General features: G+C 53.7%; 12 protein-coding genes. 2 read left to right on the top strand and 10 right to left on the bottom strand.

The annotated features are described in order from the left end of the window. Positions 1–3 precede the first annotated feature (3 nt). From tssG to tssA, 6 genes are read right to left on the bottom strand one after another with little or no spacing between them, the layout of a single operon-like run. Complete coding sequence (gene tssG / locus BMZ24_RS13645) at positions 4–1005, bottom strand: type VI secretion system baseplate subunit TssG (RefSeq protein ID WP_244150367.1); 1002 nt, start codon at positions 1003–1005, stop codon at positions 4–6. After that, positions 1002–2777, bottom strand: coding sequence for a type VI secretion system baseplate subunit TssF (gene tssF / locus BMZ24_RS13640; RefSeq protein ID WP_092193177.1), 1776 nt, complete (start codon positions 2775–2777; stop codon positions 1002–1004). The genes tssG and tssF overlap by 4 nt, the downstream gene beginning before the upstream one ends. Further along, the gene (gene tssE / locus BMZ24_RS13635) at positions 2774–3163 is read right to left on the bottom strand and encodes a type VI secretion system baseplate subunit TssE (protein ID WP_092193175.1); all 390 of its coding nucleotides are present in this window, start codon (positions 3161–3163) and stop codon (positions 2774–2776) included. Before tssE ends, tssF begins: the two co-directional genes overlap by 4 nt. Before the next feature lie 4 nt (positions 3164–3167). Then, complete coding sequence (gene tssC / locus BMZ24_RS13630) at positions 3168–4640, bottom strand: type VI secretion system contractile sheath large subunit (RefSeq protein WP_092193173.1); 1473 nt, start codon at positions 4638–4640, stop codon at positions 3168–3170. A 26-nt stretch (positions 4641–4666) separates the two neighbouring features. Further along, a complete protein-coding gene (gene tssB / locus BMZ24_RS13625) occupies positions 4667–5245 on the bottom strand; it encodes a type VI secretion system contractile sheath small subunit (RefSeq protein WP_092193171.1) in 579 nt (192 codons plus the stop codon). Between the two features lie 23 nt (positions 5246–5268). Beyond that, positions 5269–6876 carry a type VI secretion system protein TssA gene (gene tssA, locus BMZ24_RS13620; protein WP_092193169.1) on the bottom strand — a complete coding sequence of 536 codons (1608 nt, stop codon included), beginning with the start codon at positions 6874–6876 and terminating at the stop codon, positions 5269–5271. 726 nt (positions 6877–7602) lie between these two features. On the opposite strand from tssA, the gene BMZ24_RS13615 reads away from it, so the two are divergent. Together BMZ24_RS13615 and BMZ24_RS13610 are read left to right on the top strand one after the other, a co-directional pair. Beyond that, complete coding sequence (locus tag BMZ24_RS13615; RefSeq protein WP_092193167.1) at positions 7603–8124, top strand: Hcp family type VI secretion system effector; 522 nt, start codon at positions 7603–7605, stop codon at positions 8122–8124. Between the two features lie 219 nt (positions 8125–8343). Then, positions 8344–8661 (top strand): PAAR domain-containing protein, encoded by a 318-nt coding sequence (locus tag BMZ24_RS13610; protein ID WP_092193165.1) that lies wholly within the window; start codon positions 8344–8346, stop codon positions 8659–8661. Positions 8662–8955: 294 nt separating this feature from the next. Here the strand turns inward: BMZ24_RS13610 and imm40 are convergent, their stop codons facing one another. The 4 genes from imm40 to BMZ24_RS13590 form a co-directional block, all read right to left on the bottom strand. Beyond that, entirely contained in the window at positions 8956–9294 is a 339-nt protein-coding gene (gene imm40, locus BMZ24_RS13605; RefSeq protein WP_092193162.1) for an Imm40 family immunity protein, read from the bottom strand. Positions 9295–9296: 2 nt separating this feature from the next. Then, positions 9297–11309 carry a hemagglutinin repeat-containing protein gene (locus tag BMZ24_RS13600; RefSeq protein WP_092193160.1) on the bottom strand — a complete coding sequence of 671 codons (2013 nt, stop codon included), beginning with the start codon at positions 11307–11309 and terminating at the stop codon, positions 9297–9299. 305 nt (positions 11310–11614) lie between these two features. Further along, a complete protein-coding gene (locus tag BMZ24_RS13595) occupies positions 11615–12016 on the bottom strand; it encodes a hypothetical protein (protein WP_092193158.1) in 402 nt (133 codons plus the stop codon). Beyond that, positions 12016–15798, bottom strand: a complete 3783-nt coding sequence (locus BMZ24_RS13590) for a hemagglutinin repeat-containing protein (protein WP_279625545.1) — start codon at positions 15796–15798, stop codon at positions 12016–12018. Before BMZ24_RS13590 ends, BMZ24_RS13595 begins: the two co-directional genes overlap by 1 nt. Between the last annotated feature and the right edge of the window lie 18 nt (positions 15799–15816).

Genomic DNA, 15816 nt, shown 5'->3' with positions numbered 1-15816 from the left:
AAGTTAGTCCACATACCTGCTGTCTGTTTCAAGCACGATAACCCCATCACCCCCGACTCCCGCCCAGGTTGTCCAGCCAAGACGGCAAGGGCTGGCCTGGCCGATGATGAATTCGGGAATCTCCGAAGGACGAAGCCTGAGCTCCACGTCAAAGCCAAGCCGCGAACGGAGCACGAACCGCACCAGGGTCTGCAGTTCCGAAAAGAGGCTCCCCCCGGGCAGAAAGTCCGTGAATCGTTTCCAGGAAAGGTTGTCGAAAAGCACGCGGAATTTGCCGGTCTGGTCGAGCACCTTGCTGCCCAGCAGAAAATCCACGGACAATCTGCAGTTGGCCAGTCCCAGGGAACATTGCTGGTCCGCAGGGATAGGCACCAGGCGGCGAATGCAGGGGATGATGTGCACAAGGGGGTGCCCGAAGTAATGACGCAGAATACTCTCCAGTGAACCGGCGGCCTCTCCGCTGAATGCGATGAGGCCCATGTACGAAAGAAGCCGTTCGCGTCGAAGGCTGCTGCTGCCCTGCAATTCCTTGTGCCCAAGGCCGATGAAACTGAAAAAATGCCTTGAGTTGATGTCTGTCCCGTTGTCGCGAAACTGGAGATAATAGCGGTATTTGTTCCAGATTCCGTAGAAGAGCGAGATGAGGTGATGGTTGATCACGTCGAAAAAATCGCGCAACGCATCCGGCTCGTCCTGGTGCTGCGCGACATGCTCGGTGAAATAGGCGGGAAGCGGCGAAGCCGCCCCGTGCAATCCCATCAGGTTGAGCACGAACCAGACGCGCCCGTCTTTGCCGTCATCATCACTGCGCGTCGCGCCGTGGATGTCGCTGGGCGGAAAGGACAGGTTCGGGTTGACCTTGAACCGCAGCCAATCTTCCGGAGGATGCTTGTCGTCGCCTACGCGCAGCAGGAGTTCAACCGCCCTGGAAAAGGCGTAGTTCCCGGAGATGCGGGCCGCAGCCTCCGTCATTGAGAGAGCTACGGACTTCTTGGGATCTTTCACGGGATCAGTTTCCTCCCGAGCCTTGCCGGCCATTGGTATTCCTCTCCCCGCCTCGCATCGACGACCACGAGCTGATGAAAACTGTTGACCGTGGCATACAGCGCCAGAAACTCATTAATGACCGATGCAAAGAGGTACATGTCGCCCTCGCAGCTGAACCCCCCGCGGTCCAGGGTCAGCCGCGTCACCGCGCCGCGCACCGGCAGACCCTGATAGATCCGATCCGTCTCCTTCGATTCGATGCCCGTCATGCCCCCCAGCATCTTGTTCAGAATCCGCGCCCTGTTGCGGTCATGCAGTGCCCGAAAGTCATAGCTTGCGATGAGGGCCCGCATGGCATGCACGTTGCTTAAGGGCAGGTAGTTGAGGGACATGTTGGAAATGAGCCGCCAGAGCAGGTCGCCCTCCAGGGGGGGCGTGTAGGGTGGGGTGACCGGAGTGATGTTGCCCAGAGTCACGGTGTCCGGCGTGTCATCGGCATGGGTGTTGATGTCCCCGACGATCAATCGGGACGGCAGGAGGCGGTTGGTGCACGTCAGTTCCAGGGAAATGATCTCCTCGTCCTGAGCCGCAGGCGAAGCCTGGGAGTGCACGATGGAAATATAGGTTTCCGTGCTATCGTCGTTGAGAGCGGGCCTCAGTCGAAGACGGTAGTAGGCCGCGTCGGTATCCGGGGAACTCCCGTGTTCAAAGGACTCGAAGGCTCTGTACTCGCGCCGGAACTTGCCGTTGCTCCCCCATCTGCGCACCCGTTCCACGCTGTACACGGCATAGTGGTCCGGAAGCCTCGGATCGGGCACGATGCGGTATTCGGACTGACGGTGGTCCACGGTCAGGGGAGTGGCATCCATGGGGAAGAGGTTGACCACGGGAGTGCAGAACAGCTGGATGTTGTCCCGCCGCCAGGATTCGTACTGCTCGGGGAATTCCGACAGCACAAAATGCAGTACGAATTCATCGGCCCCCTCCACAGCATCTTTTCCGGCCGCGACGCAGGTATCGAGACCTGAAATTTCCGCGAACAGAAATTTCTCGCTGAAGCAGAAATATTCCTGGATGATGCGATATCCGGGAAACGTGTTGGCCGGGTAGGGATACAGGCCCTCGTCCTCCCGGAAACCGACAGGGCGGATCATTTCCGGCGAAAGAGCATGGACCGGTTTGTATGCCCCCTGCTCCCCCCGCAACAGAAAACGTATCTCGCGAACGCTACGCGTCAGGGTGAAGTACAGGGAATGAGCGATCGCCGGCTCGCCAGTGAAAAACAGGCGCAACCTGGAAAGCGGAATGTTCTCAAGGCTAGAGCCGATGATCCCGAAACGAAGAGCCAGAATGATCTGCCCGTCGTGCTCGAAAACGGTCTGCTCATTAAGCCGAACGGGTAACACCTGGTTTTCGTAAACCGTGCGGAAGAGGCATTTGGTGCCCTCCACTTCCGCCGACTCAACCATGGTCCCGCGCGGAATCGTCACGGCCCAGGTCAGATTGGCCGCCGGCTCATAACGCACGATGCTACAGGACGGGATGGTGCGCAGATAGTTGGGCCAGAGCAGACTGAACAGGGCGTGAGTGATTTCTGGCAACTCATCGTCCAGCTTCTGCCGCAGGCGCCCGCACAGAAAGGCCACGCCCTCCAGGATGCGCTCCACGTCCGGATCACGATGAGGGGTATCGAAAAAAGGTGCCAGGGACGGGTTGTTCCTGGAATATTCGCGCCCAAGTTCTCGCAACGAAACGAGTTCGTCCAGATAGTACCGGTTGAACGAGCTCACGCCGTCTCCTTCACCTGGTCGCCATCCATGACCACGGACCAGCGCCACGGTATCTGCCTGCCTTCGCAGTCCACCCGCATGGCCTCGATGCGAAAGGCCATGACGAACTGATCTTCCTCAAGATGCACATATCCGACCTTCGCGCCATGAAGCCTCGGTTCGTATCCGGCGATGCATTTTTCGATGGCCAAGCAACACCGCCTGATCACCTCGGCCCTGGAGAGGCGCAGATCGTTGAGGTCGGGGAGCCCGTAGTCCGGCAGCGCCTGCACCGCGCCCTGACGCGTCGTCAGCATGCGCAGAAGATGCCTGCGGATGGACTCGTCCTCATCCATCCGCAGGCCCGCTTCGCCACGCGTCAATCGGTCGAACAGACTCCCCGCCATGACGCTACTCCTTGTCCAATTTGCCGACCAGAGACAGGGTGAAATACGCACCCATGTACTTGAAATGTGGACGCACGCTCAAAGAAACCCTGTACCAGCCCGGATCGCCTTCGATGTCTTCCACAATGATACGAGCGTCCCGCAACGGCCGACGGCTCCTGGTGTCGGAACTGGGGTTTTCCTGATCGGCAACATACTGACGAATCCAGGTGTTCAATTCCCGCTCAAGGTCCGTACGCTCCTTCCAGGAGCCGATGTGTTCGCGTTGCAGCACCTTTATGTAATGCGCCAACCTGCTCACTATGAACAGGTATGGTAACTGGGCTCCAAGGCGGTAGTTCAGCTCGGCCGCGCGCCCCTCGGCGGAAGTGCCAAAAAACTTGGGCTTCTGACAGGAATTGGCTGAAAAGAACGCCGCGTTGTCCGAGCCCTTGCGCATGGTCAGGGCGATGAACCCCTGCTCGGCCAGTTCATATTCGCGGCGGTCGGAGATGAGAATCTCGGTGGGAATCTTCATCTCGATATCGCCGAGGCTTTCGTAATGATGCACGGGCAAATCTTCCACCGCACCGCCAGAACGGGGACCGATGATGTTCGCGGCCCATCGATACTTGGAAAAACTGTCCGTGATGCGGGAAGCGAAGGCAAAAGCGGCGTTGCCCCACAAGAAATTCTCGTGATTGTCGTCGACACTTTCCTTGTAAACGAAAGCCCTGACGGGATTCTCTTCGGGGTCGTAGGGCTGACGGAGGAGGAAGCGCGGCACGGCTAAACCAACGTATCGGGAGTCTTCCGAGTCGCGGAAGGCTTGCCATTTTGCATAGCGGGTACTGCTGAAGATATCCTGCAGATCCTTCAAAGCAGGCAAACGCTCAAAACTGTTCAAGCCGAAAAAGGAAGGCCCTGCGGAAGCAATGAAGGGCGCGTGTGCCATGGCCGAAACGCTGGCCAGACTCTGCACCAGACGCATGTCCATAGCCGTGGGTTCAAGATAGTAGTTGCCTATGATGGCCCCCAGGGGCTTACCCCCGAACTGCCCATACTCAGCGGTGTAGACAAGCTTGTAGAGACTGGATTGGGAAATCTCCGACGCATCGAGAAAGTCATCCAGTAATTCGTCCTTGCTGGCATGCAGCATCTCAATACTGATATTCTCCCGAAAATCGGTTCGGTCCACAAACAACTTGATGCCACGCCAGGCGGACTCCAGTTCCTGAAACTGCCTGTGATGCAGAATCTCGTCGGTCTGAGCGCTAAGGCGACGGTCCAGCTCCGCGATCATGCGATCGACAGTGATTTTTTTGACCTGCTCCCCCGCATAGGACGGCTTGAGCATCTCTTCGATAAATGCGCTGATGCCAAGTCTTGCGGCCTCGTAACCTTCGTCCTGCGGATCAAGATTCGTTTCCTGTATGATTTGTTCAAGAAGTGAGCCTGTGCGCTGTGATTCCAGCACGACATCTTGCTTTTGGTTCATTGGCAGATCTCCTTTGTGGCTGAATTTCAATTCTTCTTCTGCGGGGCACGGGGCGTGTCTTTGGACTCGGTCGTTTCGCCTCCAGGAACATCCTTTTTCAACAGGTTGCGCACCTCGGCATCATTCATTCCCAGCTCTTTCATGATCATCTCGCGCTGGCGGTCATCAGCTAGCACCTCCTCAATGGCCTTTCGAAATGCCGGGATGTTGCCCATCGGGCCCTTCAGGGAAACCAGAGCGTCACGCAACTGCAAAAGCTTGCGCATTTCAGGGATTTGCTCCGCTATTCCAGCTGGTTCAAAATCTTTCATTGCCTTAAATTCAAGACTAACAGGAATGTCCGTATCCGCTGCGTTGTCGAGCAACCTGTTTGGCACAGATATCTGCAATGATAATTCCTGCTTTGCGAGCACCTCCTCAAAATTCTGCTTGTTGATGGATACGGGATTGCGGTCACAGAGGTTTCGAGGATCATGCCTTTGCATGAAATCACCCACGACCATGACCTTCATTGGCAGCTCAATTTCTTCCAAGGCCCCGCCTGTTGCGGGTTTGAAAGTGACGTTGATGCGCTCTTTTGGTGCAATTGACGAATCTTTGGCCATTTTAGTCTCCGTTCAGATTGAATTTACGATTCTTTGAAACTGCCCACTGCCGCTCCGAGATGTAGCCAATGCAATCGGCTCAGCATGATCTCCGCCCCAGGACCTCTCTCCTTGGGCTGCGAAGAGATCAAAAGCGAAATTATGTCGGCACTGAGTTCAGGCTCCCAGTCCAACAACTCCCATTTTTCCAACTGCGCATAGAGTGCTTGCAATAAGCGAACACCCGCCTTTTTATTCCTGGCAGCAATGCAATACCGAGCAAGCAGCACCCCTTGCCGCACGGAGGCGCGACTGCGTCCCGCTGGAATCCGTTCCAGATGTGACAGGCCAGCCTGAAAGCCTCTCTCCGCCCAAATGGCCAGACTTTCGTCCAAAAGCTCCTGCTCACGCACGGCACCCGCACCGCTTGATGAGTTGCGGGGCGCGGCGTGGGCGGATAGCGGGGATTCAAGTGACTCAAGCCACTGAGATGTTCGCGGGGAGGCGAAAGGAGTGCCGTCCTGAAATTTGTAACGGAGCAATTCAGGAAAACTTTGCAGAAATTGGGCGATAATGGCGCGCAGGACTACCAGAGAAGAAACTACGCCCAGCCCTTCAAGGCAGCGGGCAACCAGGTGATGCCCATCGAACCAGAATGGTGCTTGAGCGACGGAACGTTCCAGCTGCGGAAGAACCTCCATGTAGCGCTTGTTTTCAACCGCCACCGAGTACAATTGCGCTCTGTCGGAAGGGATTGAACGCAACATTGTCACGCCGGCCGCGTCCGCTTGGGGAAGCTGGGTGACAGTGCACCACAACGCCGCACGATGAAGAAGTATCACTCGCCAATCCAAGGGGTCGCAGGAAGCGAAATGCGTTGCCAACTGTCGGCACTGGTCTTGAGTGCTTCGCAGTAGACGAGGCAGCACTGCGGCTGAAACCCGCCCGTCACCATCGATGGCCGCGAGGAGATCGTCGGCGCATGAATGAGGAAAAGCGGAAGGGCAAGATGTCTGGGGAATATTTCCGGAAGGAGAGCACTGCGAGGAGCCAAGAGGTGCTTTGTCTCTGATCTCTTCGGCAGGCAGTTGCAAGAGGTTGGCAAAGGCAGGGGCTTTGTCACCTATCTTTGAGTCAAGAATTGTCTGGAGTCCGATCAGTTCCTTTTTAAGTGCAATAATGGCAGCCTTTTCATTTTCATGCACCACGGCCGAAATCTTTGCCTCAAAACGTGATGCGAGCCACCTTAGCGGAGCAATTCTCCTCTGAATGCGCACAGGCTTGGGATGCAGTTCATCCCAACAGGAATCAAGAAGCGCCGAAAGCGCCGAAAGCGCTGCCGCACAACACACAAACCCCTGCGTTTCGTGCGCCGCCACCACTCCATAACACAATACCCACAAATCTTTACTTTTCTTTCCGAGAATCTGAGTCGCCATGCGCAGGACAAAAGCCCAGTCAGTGCTCTGTCCTCCGTGCAGAGAGACTTCTTTCTCCACTTCTTCCTTGAGAGATTCGAACCCATCGGAAAAACTAATATCCTCGCCGCACGGAAATTCTTCGCTAACAGGGGCGAGCCATGTTTGAAATATTGGGTCGGGAAGCGAAGGAAGCAAATCTTGCTTTGCTGAAATAATTCCTGAATTTTCCATGCGTTCTCTTAATGAGACACATAGATTTCAATCAATTCGGGAAACAAATTATAATTTAAATAAAAATTAAGTTTTTTCGCTGACTAAAGCTCTCATATTTTAAATATTGACACGTAGTATCGATACATATTTTATACACATATAAGAAAAAAAGAGAAAATTCTCGACTAAACAGATATTAATAATATTTATTTTTATTAAATACAAAATCGAACTATTTTAATATTCACACTTATATTTATGAAAATTATATTTCATAAACAAAATCTATATTTTTTTACATATTAAAAAAATAATTTTTCGATATGATCATTTTTTGAATAATTATAAACAATAAAATTTAGTCAAAACATGCTTCAAATACTCCATTGCATTTAGAATAATCTTAATATGCGTTTAGAGATTTGCTCACTCAAATTTTCAGAAAAACACGACCTACTGGACCCCCTCCGGCAAATTATTACTCATATTTTACTCCAATATTTTATATTGTTGCGACTAAATCAAAAAGAAACATCCAAGAAACCAGGCAACACCTTGCCAATACAAGCCACCGAAATTTAAGATTTTCCCAAAAAAACTGCATCTGCGATGAAGTACAAGCAAGACCTTGCCAAATTCAGCTCGACAAAAAACAAGCAACCACTTGATATTTAATGTATTATTTAGAGGGCACGGATGTTGCCTTACATGCTGGCATTATCAACCTTTAACGTGGAGAATATCATGCCAGTACCCGCCTACATCAGCATCACCGGAGAGCGTCAGGGCCTCATTACCGCCGGAAACTTCACCGAGGCATCTGTCGGCAACATCTTTCAGGAAGGTCACGAGGACGAAAGTCTGGTGGAAGCCTTCGAACACCAGATCATCCTCCCCCGCGACCCTCAATCCGGCCAGCCCACTGGCCAGCGCGTGCACAAGCCCCTCAAGATCACCAAAGTCATGGACAAGGCATCACCCCTGCTTTTCCGGTCACTGGTCAGTGGCGAGCGCCTTCCCAAGGTCGCGATGAAGTTCTACCGCACCTCGGCATCGGGAACCATGGAACACTACTTCACCATCCAACTCGAAGACGCCATCATCGTGGACATCCAAGCCTACATGCCCAACTGCCAAGACCCTGGACAAGCGCATTTCACCCATCTTGAAGACGTCTACATGACCTACCGCAAAATCATCAAAACGCACGAAATCGCCAGCACGTCTGAAAGCGACGACTGGAGGACCATGTCCGCATCCGCCTAAGCAAACGGGGGCCTGCAAAAACTCTGCGGGCCCCCGTTTACACATTGTGTCGAATTAACTTTTTGAAAATGGCGCCATTCATCTGGAAAGAAACAAGCGGCAGCGTGCTTGATCGACAAGGCTGTTCCCGCCGACCTCAACGCACCGATTTCGCGGGCCGCTAACAGACAGACGTATCTCAATAATAACAAGCCATTAAATATCATTCATGGAGATCTCATGCCCCCAATTTGCAGAGTCGGAGACAAGGCACACTGCCCGAGTGATTCCCACGGCAGCGCCTGCTGCTCCCACCGCGTCAGCGGACCAGCCGTGAGCGGCTCTCCTGACGTCTTGATCAACGGACGCCCGGTGCTTCGCATTGGCGACCCAGGAAGGCACCGCAAATGCTGCGGCCCCAACACATGGACCGCCTCCGAAGGCAGCGCCTCGGTTTTTGTGAACGGCATCCCGGCGACACGCATTGGCGACGCCACAAAACACTGCGGCGGCAAAGGAAAGATGATCGAAGCAAGTTCAGATGTCCAAATGGGATAGCCCAAGCGCTACATGCTCCCTGAATGGGATCGTAATCTTCGGCTGTTGGATGAAATGGAGTGATCGGATTGGAACCAACGAAGAGGGTCTACCTCGAGGGCGATACTTAGCTATAAATTGGAACTCGGAAGACCCCTATGCACCCCCTTCCTATTCTTTTCTAGGTAAAATTTCTGACCATTCCCTGTAACAAAAGCCCGCAGATCGCACAGTAGAGTATGTAACCAGACATATCGTTAAAAAAACGGACTTCGCGTCAGAACATGCAGTCTGAAATCCCCACACGAACTTAAACTAAGACTTGGGAACGATTGCGAAATAATATTCTGCATCTCGATTCAACTTGTAGTTGGAAACGTATTCTCGTGCTTTTGCAATACTTCGAGATACGAAGGCCGACTTGGATTCATTCTCCCCTCGGTCACAATACCAATTATCATAGTTTGATTGCAGGTTTTCTCTTTGCATCTCGTACACATCACCACCCAAGATGGCGATTCCTTCAGTTTCTAATTGATCCAAAGCCATTAAGGTCTCTTCCTTGGTCAATGCCCAGTTGCAAACACCAACATCTTTAAGGGAACGACCAACTTTTAAAATAGCATCGGATTCTTTTGACCAAATCGTGTCCATACTTATTGCCCCAGATTTGGACGGAAGAAACGGTGATTAATCGTACCATCCGCCTCCTTTATAAATTCAAAAACTCCTTCTTTACCCTTGTAGGTACCTTGTATTTTGAGTATTTCCCGTATTTCACCATCATCTCCGATAATTTTAGTTACTTTTCCGGAACTTTGGAATCCCTCCACGCTTTTTGGAAAAGAATGAAAGTCACCTTGCTCCATCTGATTAAGAACTTTGTTTGTAAATTTCGTGTTAGCAAAAAAATCGTCTGTGACATTGGTTACGCTCTTTGAAGCAATCTCAACAACCCCATCCCCAGCCTTCGCAACCCTCGCCGCCTCCGCAGCCTCCACTGTCGCAGCGAACTTCGGGGCTGCGGATTTCAGCCCGCTCATGATGCTCTTCGCAACCCCTTGGCCCGCGATGAACAGCATGCTTATCTGGTAGTAGAACTCTCCGTACAGCCTGCCGGCTTCGTAATAATCATCCGCTTCGAAGGCTGTCAGATAGTCATTCCACTTCTTCTCCAATCCGGCGACAATGGCCGGGCCAACCTCATCTGCGTGCTGAACCAGATATCCAATACCATTGACGAAGTCATTTACAGTATTGGTGTAATTACGGGCCTCCTGTTGATACAGGTAGCCCCCGCTTACTTTGTTCAGCATGTAGCCGGACATGTCGTTGAGAAAGAAAAGCGCCGACTTCGCGTCGGAACCTGCGGCCTCAAGGCCACCCATGACCGCTCCGAGTACAAACTTGCCGCTGCCTATCACAATCCCCATCGAATCAGAGAGGCTGTCATCCGAAGACGCCACCAGCGTCACAAAGCGCGAATCCCTCATCAACGAATCTAGGAACTCCTGCGCCTCGACGTCCGTCAGGTTGTCCCAACCGCCTTTCGCATCGACCAGCTTGCCGATCTCCCCAAGCAAGTCCGCATACAAGGCATACTTCTGGACCAAAGCCTCAGCTTCTTCGGCCGACTTCCCGGACTCGATGAGCTTTTCCTTGAGGGACAACTGATTGGCCACGCTATCCCTGAGGCGGGCGTTATCGGGAAAGACCTTTTTCACCAGTTCGCCCAGCGTCTCCAGATTGCCCCGGATTCCCTCAAAACCGCTCGCGATTTCCCGGATCGCCGAACTGTCGACATACACGACAACCGAAGTCTGTTCGTCCCTGGTGATTTCCTGGGCTCTCCTCAAGTTCCGATTCAACCCCTCCAGCCCAGTGGCGGGGTCGGAGCGGATGGTGATCTCGCCCTCGCCGATGGTGGCGCGATTGACTTGGCGGCGATCCGAGGAGCCATAACTGCCGTCGAAAGTGGGACCCGTGTTGTCCCCGCCGGAGGAGTAAGAACCTGACAGGCTGACCTGGAAGTTCTTGGATTTGTCGTGATCCTTGATATCCCCGTAGGTCAGGGTGCCCGTATCCAGCTTGAGGTTCCCGTTCTTGGCGGCGATGACCGCGCCCTCGACATGCGTGTTCTTCTCGGTGCGGATATCGACCTCTTCCTGGCCGATGACCGAGGTCTGCCTGTTCACCCAGGCGGAATCAGCCGAACTCTTGCCCATGCCAAGATGAGCATCTGCAGAAAACCCGTAGCCAAAGGTGACAGAACCGCCAGCGTTCCAGTTGGACCCAGCGGCGGCACGTTTGTCTTGCTCGCTTTTCACAAGCAGATCCCCACCTACATCCATGGCGACCTTTCTGCCTTCCAGATTGGCCCCGGCAAGCGTCGTATCCGCACCGGACTTCACCGAAAGCGTCTCACCGGCCGCAACTACGGAATTCGCATGCGTCTGAGCCCGGGACGTATTCTCGGAGCCTGCGGCCTCGGCCTGCACCCGTATGCCTGCGGCGGCCCCACCCTGTGCGCTGTAGCTGGCCCCGACTCCGACGCTGGCCGAGGCGGAAAAGGAATCCGCGCCGGCGCTGTAGGTGTTGGTGGCCGATGTGATGGCCACATCCCGGCCGGCCGGAAGAGCTCTCCGATGCCAGTACCTCCTAGCCGGCAATGCCTACATCGGAGGCCGGACGGAGTTCACGCCCGGCGCAGATGGAAGAGGAACGACATCGGCCGAATCCATGAAAGAAGTGCTTTGAAGACAACACTTACTAGCAGTGACGAATGAAGAATCTGTAACCCCAGGAAAGCATCGTCAAAAGAAGGTCTAACCCTATGTATTTTCAGGTCGATTACAATTGAATATTTATAACATGTCTTCAGTAACGATACATCATTAATCATAAAGTTCCAGATTATAAATCAAATTATCGTTTCTGATGGCATGAAATACATCCTTTCTTAGCTGTGTAAAATTCATTCTAAGCATCCTTCCATTTCTGGAGCAATGCTCCATGAATCAGAAATGACCTCAAAACAACCATCGCTTTCAAAATATATCATATAATGATTTAGTTTCCACGAATTCTTCAGATCATCTGGAGCATTGCTTTTCAGATCACTAGCCCAAGTAGAATTTAGAATTTCGACTAATGTATCATAGCTGGATTCAATCTTCCATGCTGGACAATAAATTTCAGCTTCATGACGGTGCGCCCGAACCTTATCGAATTGAATAGTGCTTTTGTAGATTATTCCGTCTTTATCATAGTCAAATTGGAGTTTTAAAATGTCTCCAGGAAATGTCAGCTTAACTCCTGAGATGGTAGAAGTGGACGGAGCAGCAAGTGCAAAATGCTTTTTGATATTGTACTTCATTATCTTCCCCCTGTTTGCCTGACCGTTGAAATCCCTTTGGAAGTCAGATTGTTTCGAGTTAATTGTCCCGTTAACCTGGCTTCATATGCCGCTTGCCCTGTCCTATTAATTGCATTCCATTGAGATCGAGGGATTCCTGCATTAGTGAGGGCTTGAGCTGAACGAGTGTTTAAAATTAAGGCGTTACCATCACGGACTATATAGTCGATAGGCACTTCGGAAGGATTCAGTTTACCAGCGCGGAGGGCAGCAGCAACATCATCCACACTTTGGCCAGCAAATTTACCAGCCTTGCTAAACATATTACCGATAGTTTTCTGAGCATAATTCGCTTCCTCCAGTACACTCTTTACCGCTACTCCAAAAACTTTATCCCCAACCTTCGCAACCCTCGCCGCCTCCGCAGCCTCCACCGTCGCAGCGAACTTCGGGGCTGCGGATTTCAGCCCGCTCATCAAACTTTTCGCAGTTCCTATGGCCGTGACGAGAACCGTGCCTACTTCGTAATAGAATTCTCCATACAGGTTGCCTGCGCGATAATAGTCCCCATCCCCGACAGCCAGCAAGTAATCATTCCACTTTTTTTCTAGCCCTTCAACTACGGCTGGGCCAACCTCATCGATGTGTTGCGACAAGTATACAACTGCATCTGTGAAATCATGCACGGTATTTGTGAAATTGATGGCATTCTCTTGAAACAAAAGTCCGCCGCTCGCACTGTATAACATGTAACCTGACATGTCGTTGAGAAAGAGCAAAACTGACTTCGTGTCGGAACCTGCAGTCTGAAGGCCGCCAGTGACAGTACCGACTAGGTATTTTCCACTATTTATAGTGATTGCTTGCGAATCAGAAACAATATTATCGGAGGATGCCAACAACGTAACGAAGCGCGAATCTCTCTGGAGCGAATCAACGAAAGCCTGCGCCTCGGTTTCTGTCAGATTGCTCCAACCACCCTTCGCATCGACTAACTTACCGATCTCACCCATCAAGTCGGCGTACAGGGCATACTTCTGAAGCATCGCATCTGCCTGCTCATCGGTCATTCCCTTTTCAATGAGCTTACCCCGGATGGACAGCTGGTTATCCACACTGTCCTGGAGACGTTGATCGTCAGGTAGCGCCTGTTTCACCAGTTCGCCCAGCGTCTCCAGATTGCCCCGGATTCCCGCAAAACCGCTCGCGATTTCCTGGATCGCCGCACTGTCGAAATACACGACAACCGAGGTCTGTTCGTCCCTGGTGATTTCCTGGGCTCTCCTCAAGTTCCGATTCAACCCCTCCAGCCCGGTGGCGGGGTCGGAGCGGATGATGATCTCGCCCTCGCCGATGGTGGCGCGATTGACTTGGCGGCGATCCGAGGAGCCATAACTGCCGTCGAAAGTGGGACCCGTGTTGTCCCCGCCGGAGGAGTAGGAGCCGGACAGGTTGGCCTGAAAGCCCTTGGACGTGTCCTTGTCCTTGATATCCCCATAAGTCAGGGTGCCCGTATCCAGCTTGAGGTTCCCGTTCTTGGCGGCGATGACCGCGCCCTCGACATGCGTGTTCTTCTCGGTGCGGATATCGACCTCTTCCTGGCCGATGACCGAGGTCTGCCTGTTCACCCAGGCGGAATCAGCCGAACTCTTGCCCATGCCAAGATGAGCATCTGCAGAAAACCCGTAGCCAAAGGTGACAGAACCGCCAGCGTTCCAGTTGGACCCAGCGGCGGCACGTTTGTCTTGCTCGCTTTTCACAAGCAGATCCCCACCTACATCCATGGCGACCTTTCTGCCTTCCAGATTGGCCCCGGCAAGCGTCGTATCCGCACCGGACTTCACCGAAAGCGTCTCACCGGCCGCAACTACGGAATTCGCATGCGTCTGAGCCCGGGACGTATTCTCGGAGCCTGCGGCCTCGGCCTGCACCCGTATGCCTGCGGCGGCCCCACCCCGTGCGCTGTAGCTGGCCCCGACGCCGACGCCGGCCGAAGCGAAGAAGGAATCCGCGCCGACGCTGTAGGTGTTGGTGGCGGACTTGATCTCGACATCACGCCCCGCCTGGATGGCGATATCTTCTTCCGCCAGCACCATTGCCCCCGAGACCCTGACGTCACGGTCCGCATCAAGCTCCGCATCACGGCCTGCCCGAATGGAAGAGGCAACCGCGTCAGCCGCATCCATGAAGGATCTGCTCTGGGAAACGGACGCACCAGCGGTGATGGAGGCAGAAGCGCCGACATTGGTCAACTGCTGCGCGGCCGACACGCCGCGCAGGATGGCGCTGGCGGCCGTTATGCCTTTGGCCGCGTCGCTGCCTTCGCCGGCCGCCATGTTCCCGGGAGTGTCCGCCAGAGTGCGAGCCGCCGTGGTGACGCTCTGCCTGGCCGATGCGGTCACGCCGATCTGGATCTCCCGAGCATAATTCTCCATGTGCTCGACGTCCTGATCGGCATCGATATTGACATCGTTGCCGGATTTGAGCTTCACGTCACGGCCAGCTTCAATGCCCGATGAAAACTGATTGACGTTATTTCCGGCCTCGATGCTGACATCATTGCCTGCGCTGACAACGGAACCGGCATTGTAATCACCGGTAAATTTGCTGCCGCTTTCTGTCTTGGTAACGCCTGCAAACCCTTTGATTTCGTTTTCAGAAATGGAAAGGGACGAGAAGCCAATGCTCTTCTCTTTGATTCTGCGCTCGCTGATCTGGGCAGTCAGACCGGGAATGATGTTGCTGTCCCTGACGGCGCTGATATTGACATCATTGCCTGCTGCAACGCTGGAACCGATCATGACCGCATCACGCGCCGATTCCAGATCTATATTGTTTCCTGCGGTTATGAGAGAACCGAAGTTGGATGATGCGGTATTTTTCCCCTCTTTCATCTTCGAACTGTAAAACTCCACTCCGCCACCAACCAATATGGCCAGTGGAATCTCCAGCGGCGCAGACAGGTTCCAACCACTCTTCTTTTCATAGCGGTACCCCGATACTGTATTCTGGGCACCGGAGACGATAAGATCACTTTCAGCGCTTTTAATGTCGACATCGTGACCCGCATGGATTTGACTTGCGGATACGGCGACATTCTTGGCTTCCGCTTTAAGATCGTTGCCTGCGACGATCTCGCTGCCCACCTGGGTTACGTGAGCATCTCCAGAGGCTTTTGATTTTCCGCTGAACAGCGTTGATCTGCTCGAAGCGGAGATCATGGATTCGCTCTCTTGAGCCGAAGAGACGAGGATGCCATCCTCGGCCTTGAGGCTCATATCCCCGCCCGAGCGCACCTTACTGCCCACGACCGCCAGATCTCCGGCACCACCCTGACCCGCCGCCACATGCACATCACCACCCGCCGTGATGGCGGAAGCCACGTTGGTCGTGACTTTGCCCGTGTGCATCTCGGAGCTTGAGCCGCCGAAGAATCCGCCCTTGCTTTTCTGTTTGAAGTGATAGTCGTAGCCGTCGGTGGCGGAGGTAATGGAGACGTCGCGGCCCGCTTCGATGTTCACGTCCGCTCCGGCCGACACGCTGCTGCCGTGAACTGCCACATCCTGGCCCGCGCTGATGCTTACCGAACCGCCAGCTTCGACGGTGGCCGCCTTGCTGGTCTGCGTATTGAAGGTGCTTTTGGATTTCCCGGTCTTGCCAAAGTTGTGCGACTCCAGCTCCTGGGCCGCGATAATCACGTCGCGACCGGCGGAAAACGTCGCATCGCCCCCGGCCTTCACGTCGCTCCCGATGATCCCGATATCCCGCCCGGCCTGCATGGACAGATCGCCCGTGGCCTCGATGGCGCCCCGCTGGCCGAC

Source organism: Desulfomicrobium norvegicum (assembly GCF_900114595.1).
Lineage (GTDB): Bacteria > Desulfobacterota > Desulfovibrionia > Desulfovibrionales > Desulfomicrobiaceae > Desulfomicrobium > Desulfomicrobium macestii.
This window is presented reverse-complemented; position numbering and strand designations above follow the sequence as displayed.

Coding starts and splice junctions, on each gene's coding strand:
- tssE (WP_092193175.1), bottom strand. CDS start 3,163: ATGGCGGGGAGTCTGTTCGACCGATTGACGCGTGGCGAAGCGGGCCTG.
- BMZ24_RS13595 (WP_092193158.1), bottom strand. CDS start 12,016: ATGAAGTACAATATCAAAAAGCATTTTGCACTTGCTGCTCCGTCCACT.
- tssA (WP_092193169.1), bottom strand. CDS start 6,876: ATGGAAAATTCAGGAATTATTTCAGCAAAGCAAGATTTGCTTCCTTCG.
- BMZ24_RS13610 (WP_092193165.1), top strand. CDS start 8,344: ATGCCCCCAATTTGCAGAGTCGGAGACAAGGCACACTGCCCGAGTGAT.
- BMZ24_RS13615 (WP_092193167.1), top strand. CDS start 7,603: ATGCCAGTACCCGCCTACATCAGCATCACCGGAGAGCGTCAGGGCCTC.
- tssB (WP_092193171.1), bottom strand. CDS start 5,245: ATGGCCAAAGATTCGTCAATTGCACCAAAAGAGCGCATCAACGTCACT.
- imm40 (WP_092193162.1), bottom strand. CDS start 9,294: ATGGACACGATTTGGTCAAAAGAATCCGATGCTATTTTAAAAGTTGGT.
- tssC (WP_092193173.1), bottom strand. CDS start 4,640: ATGAACCAAAAGCAAGATGTCGTGCTGGAATCACAGCGCACAGGCTCA.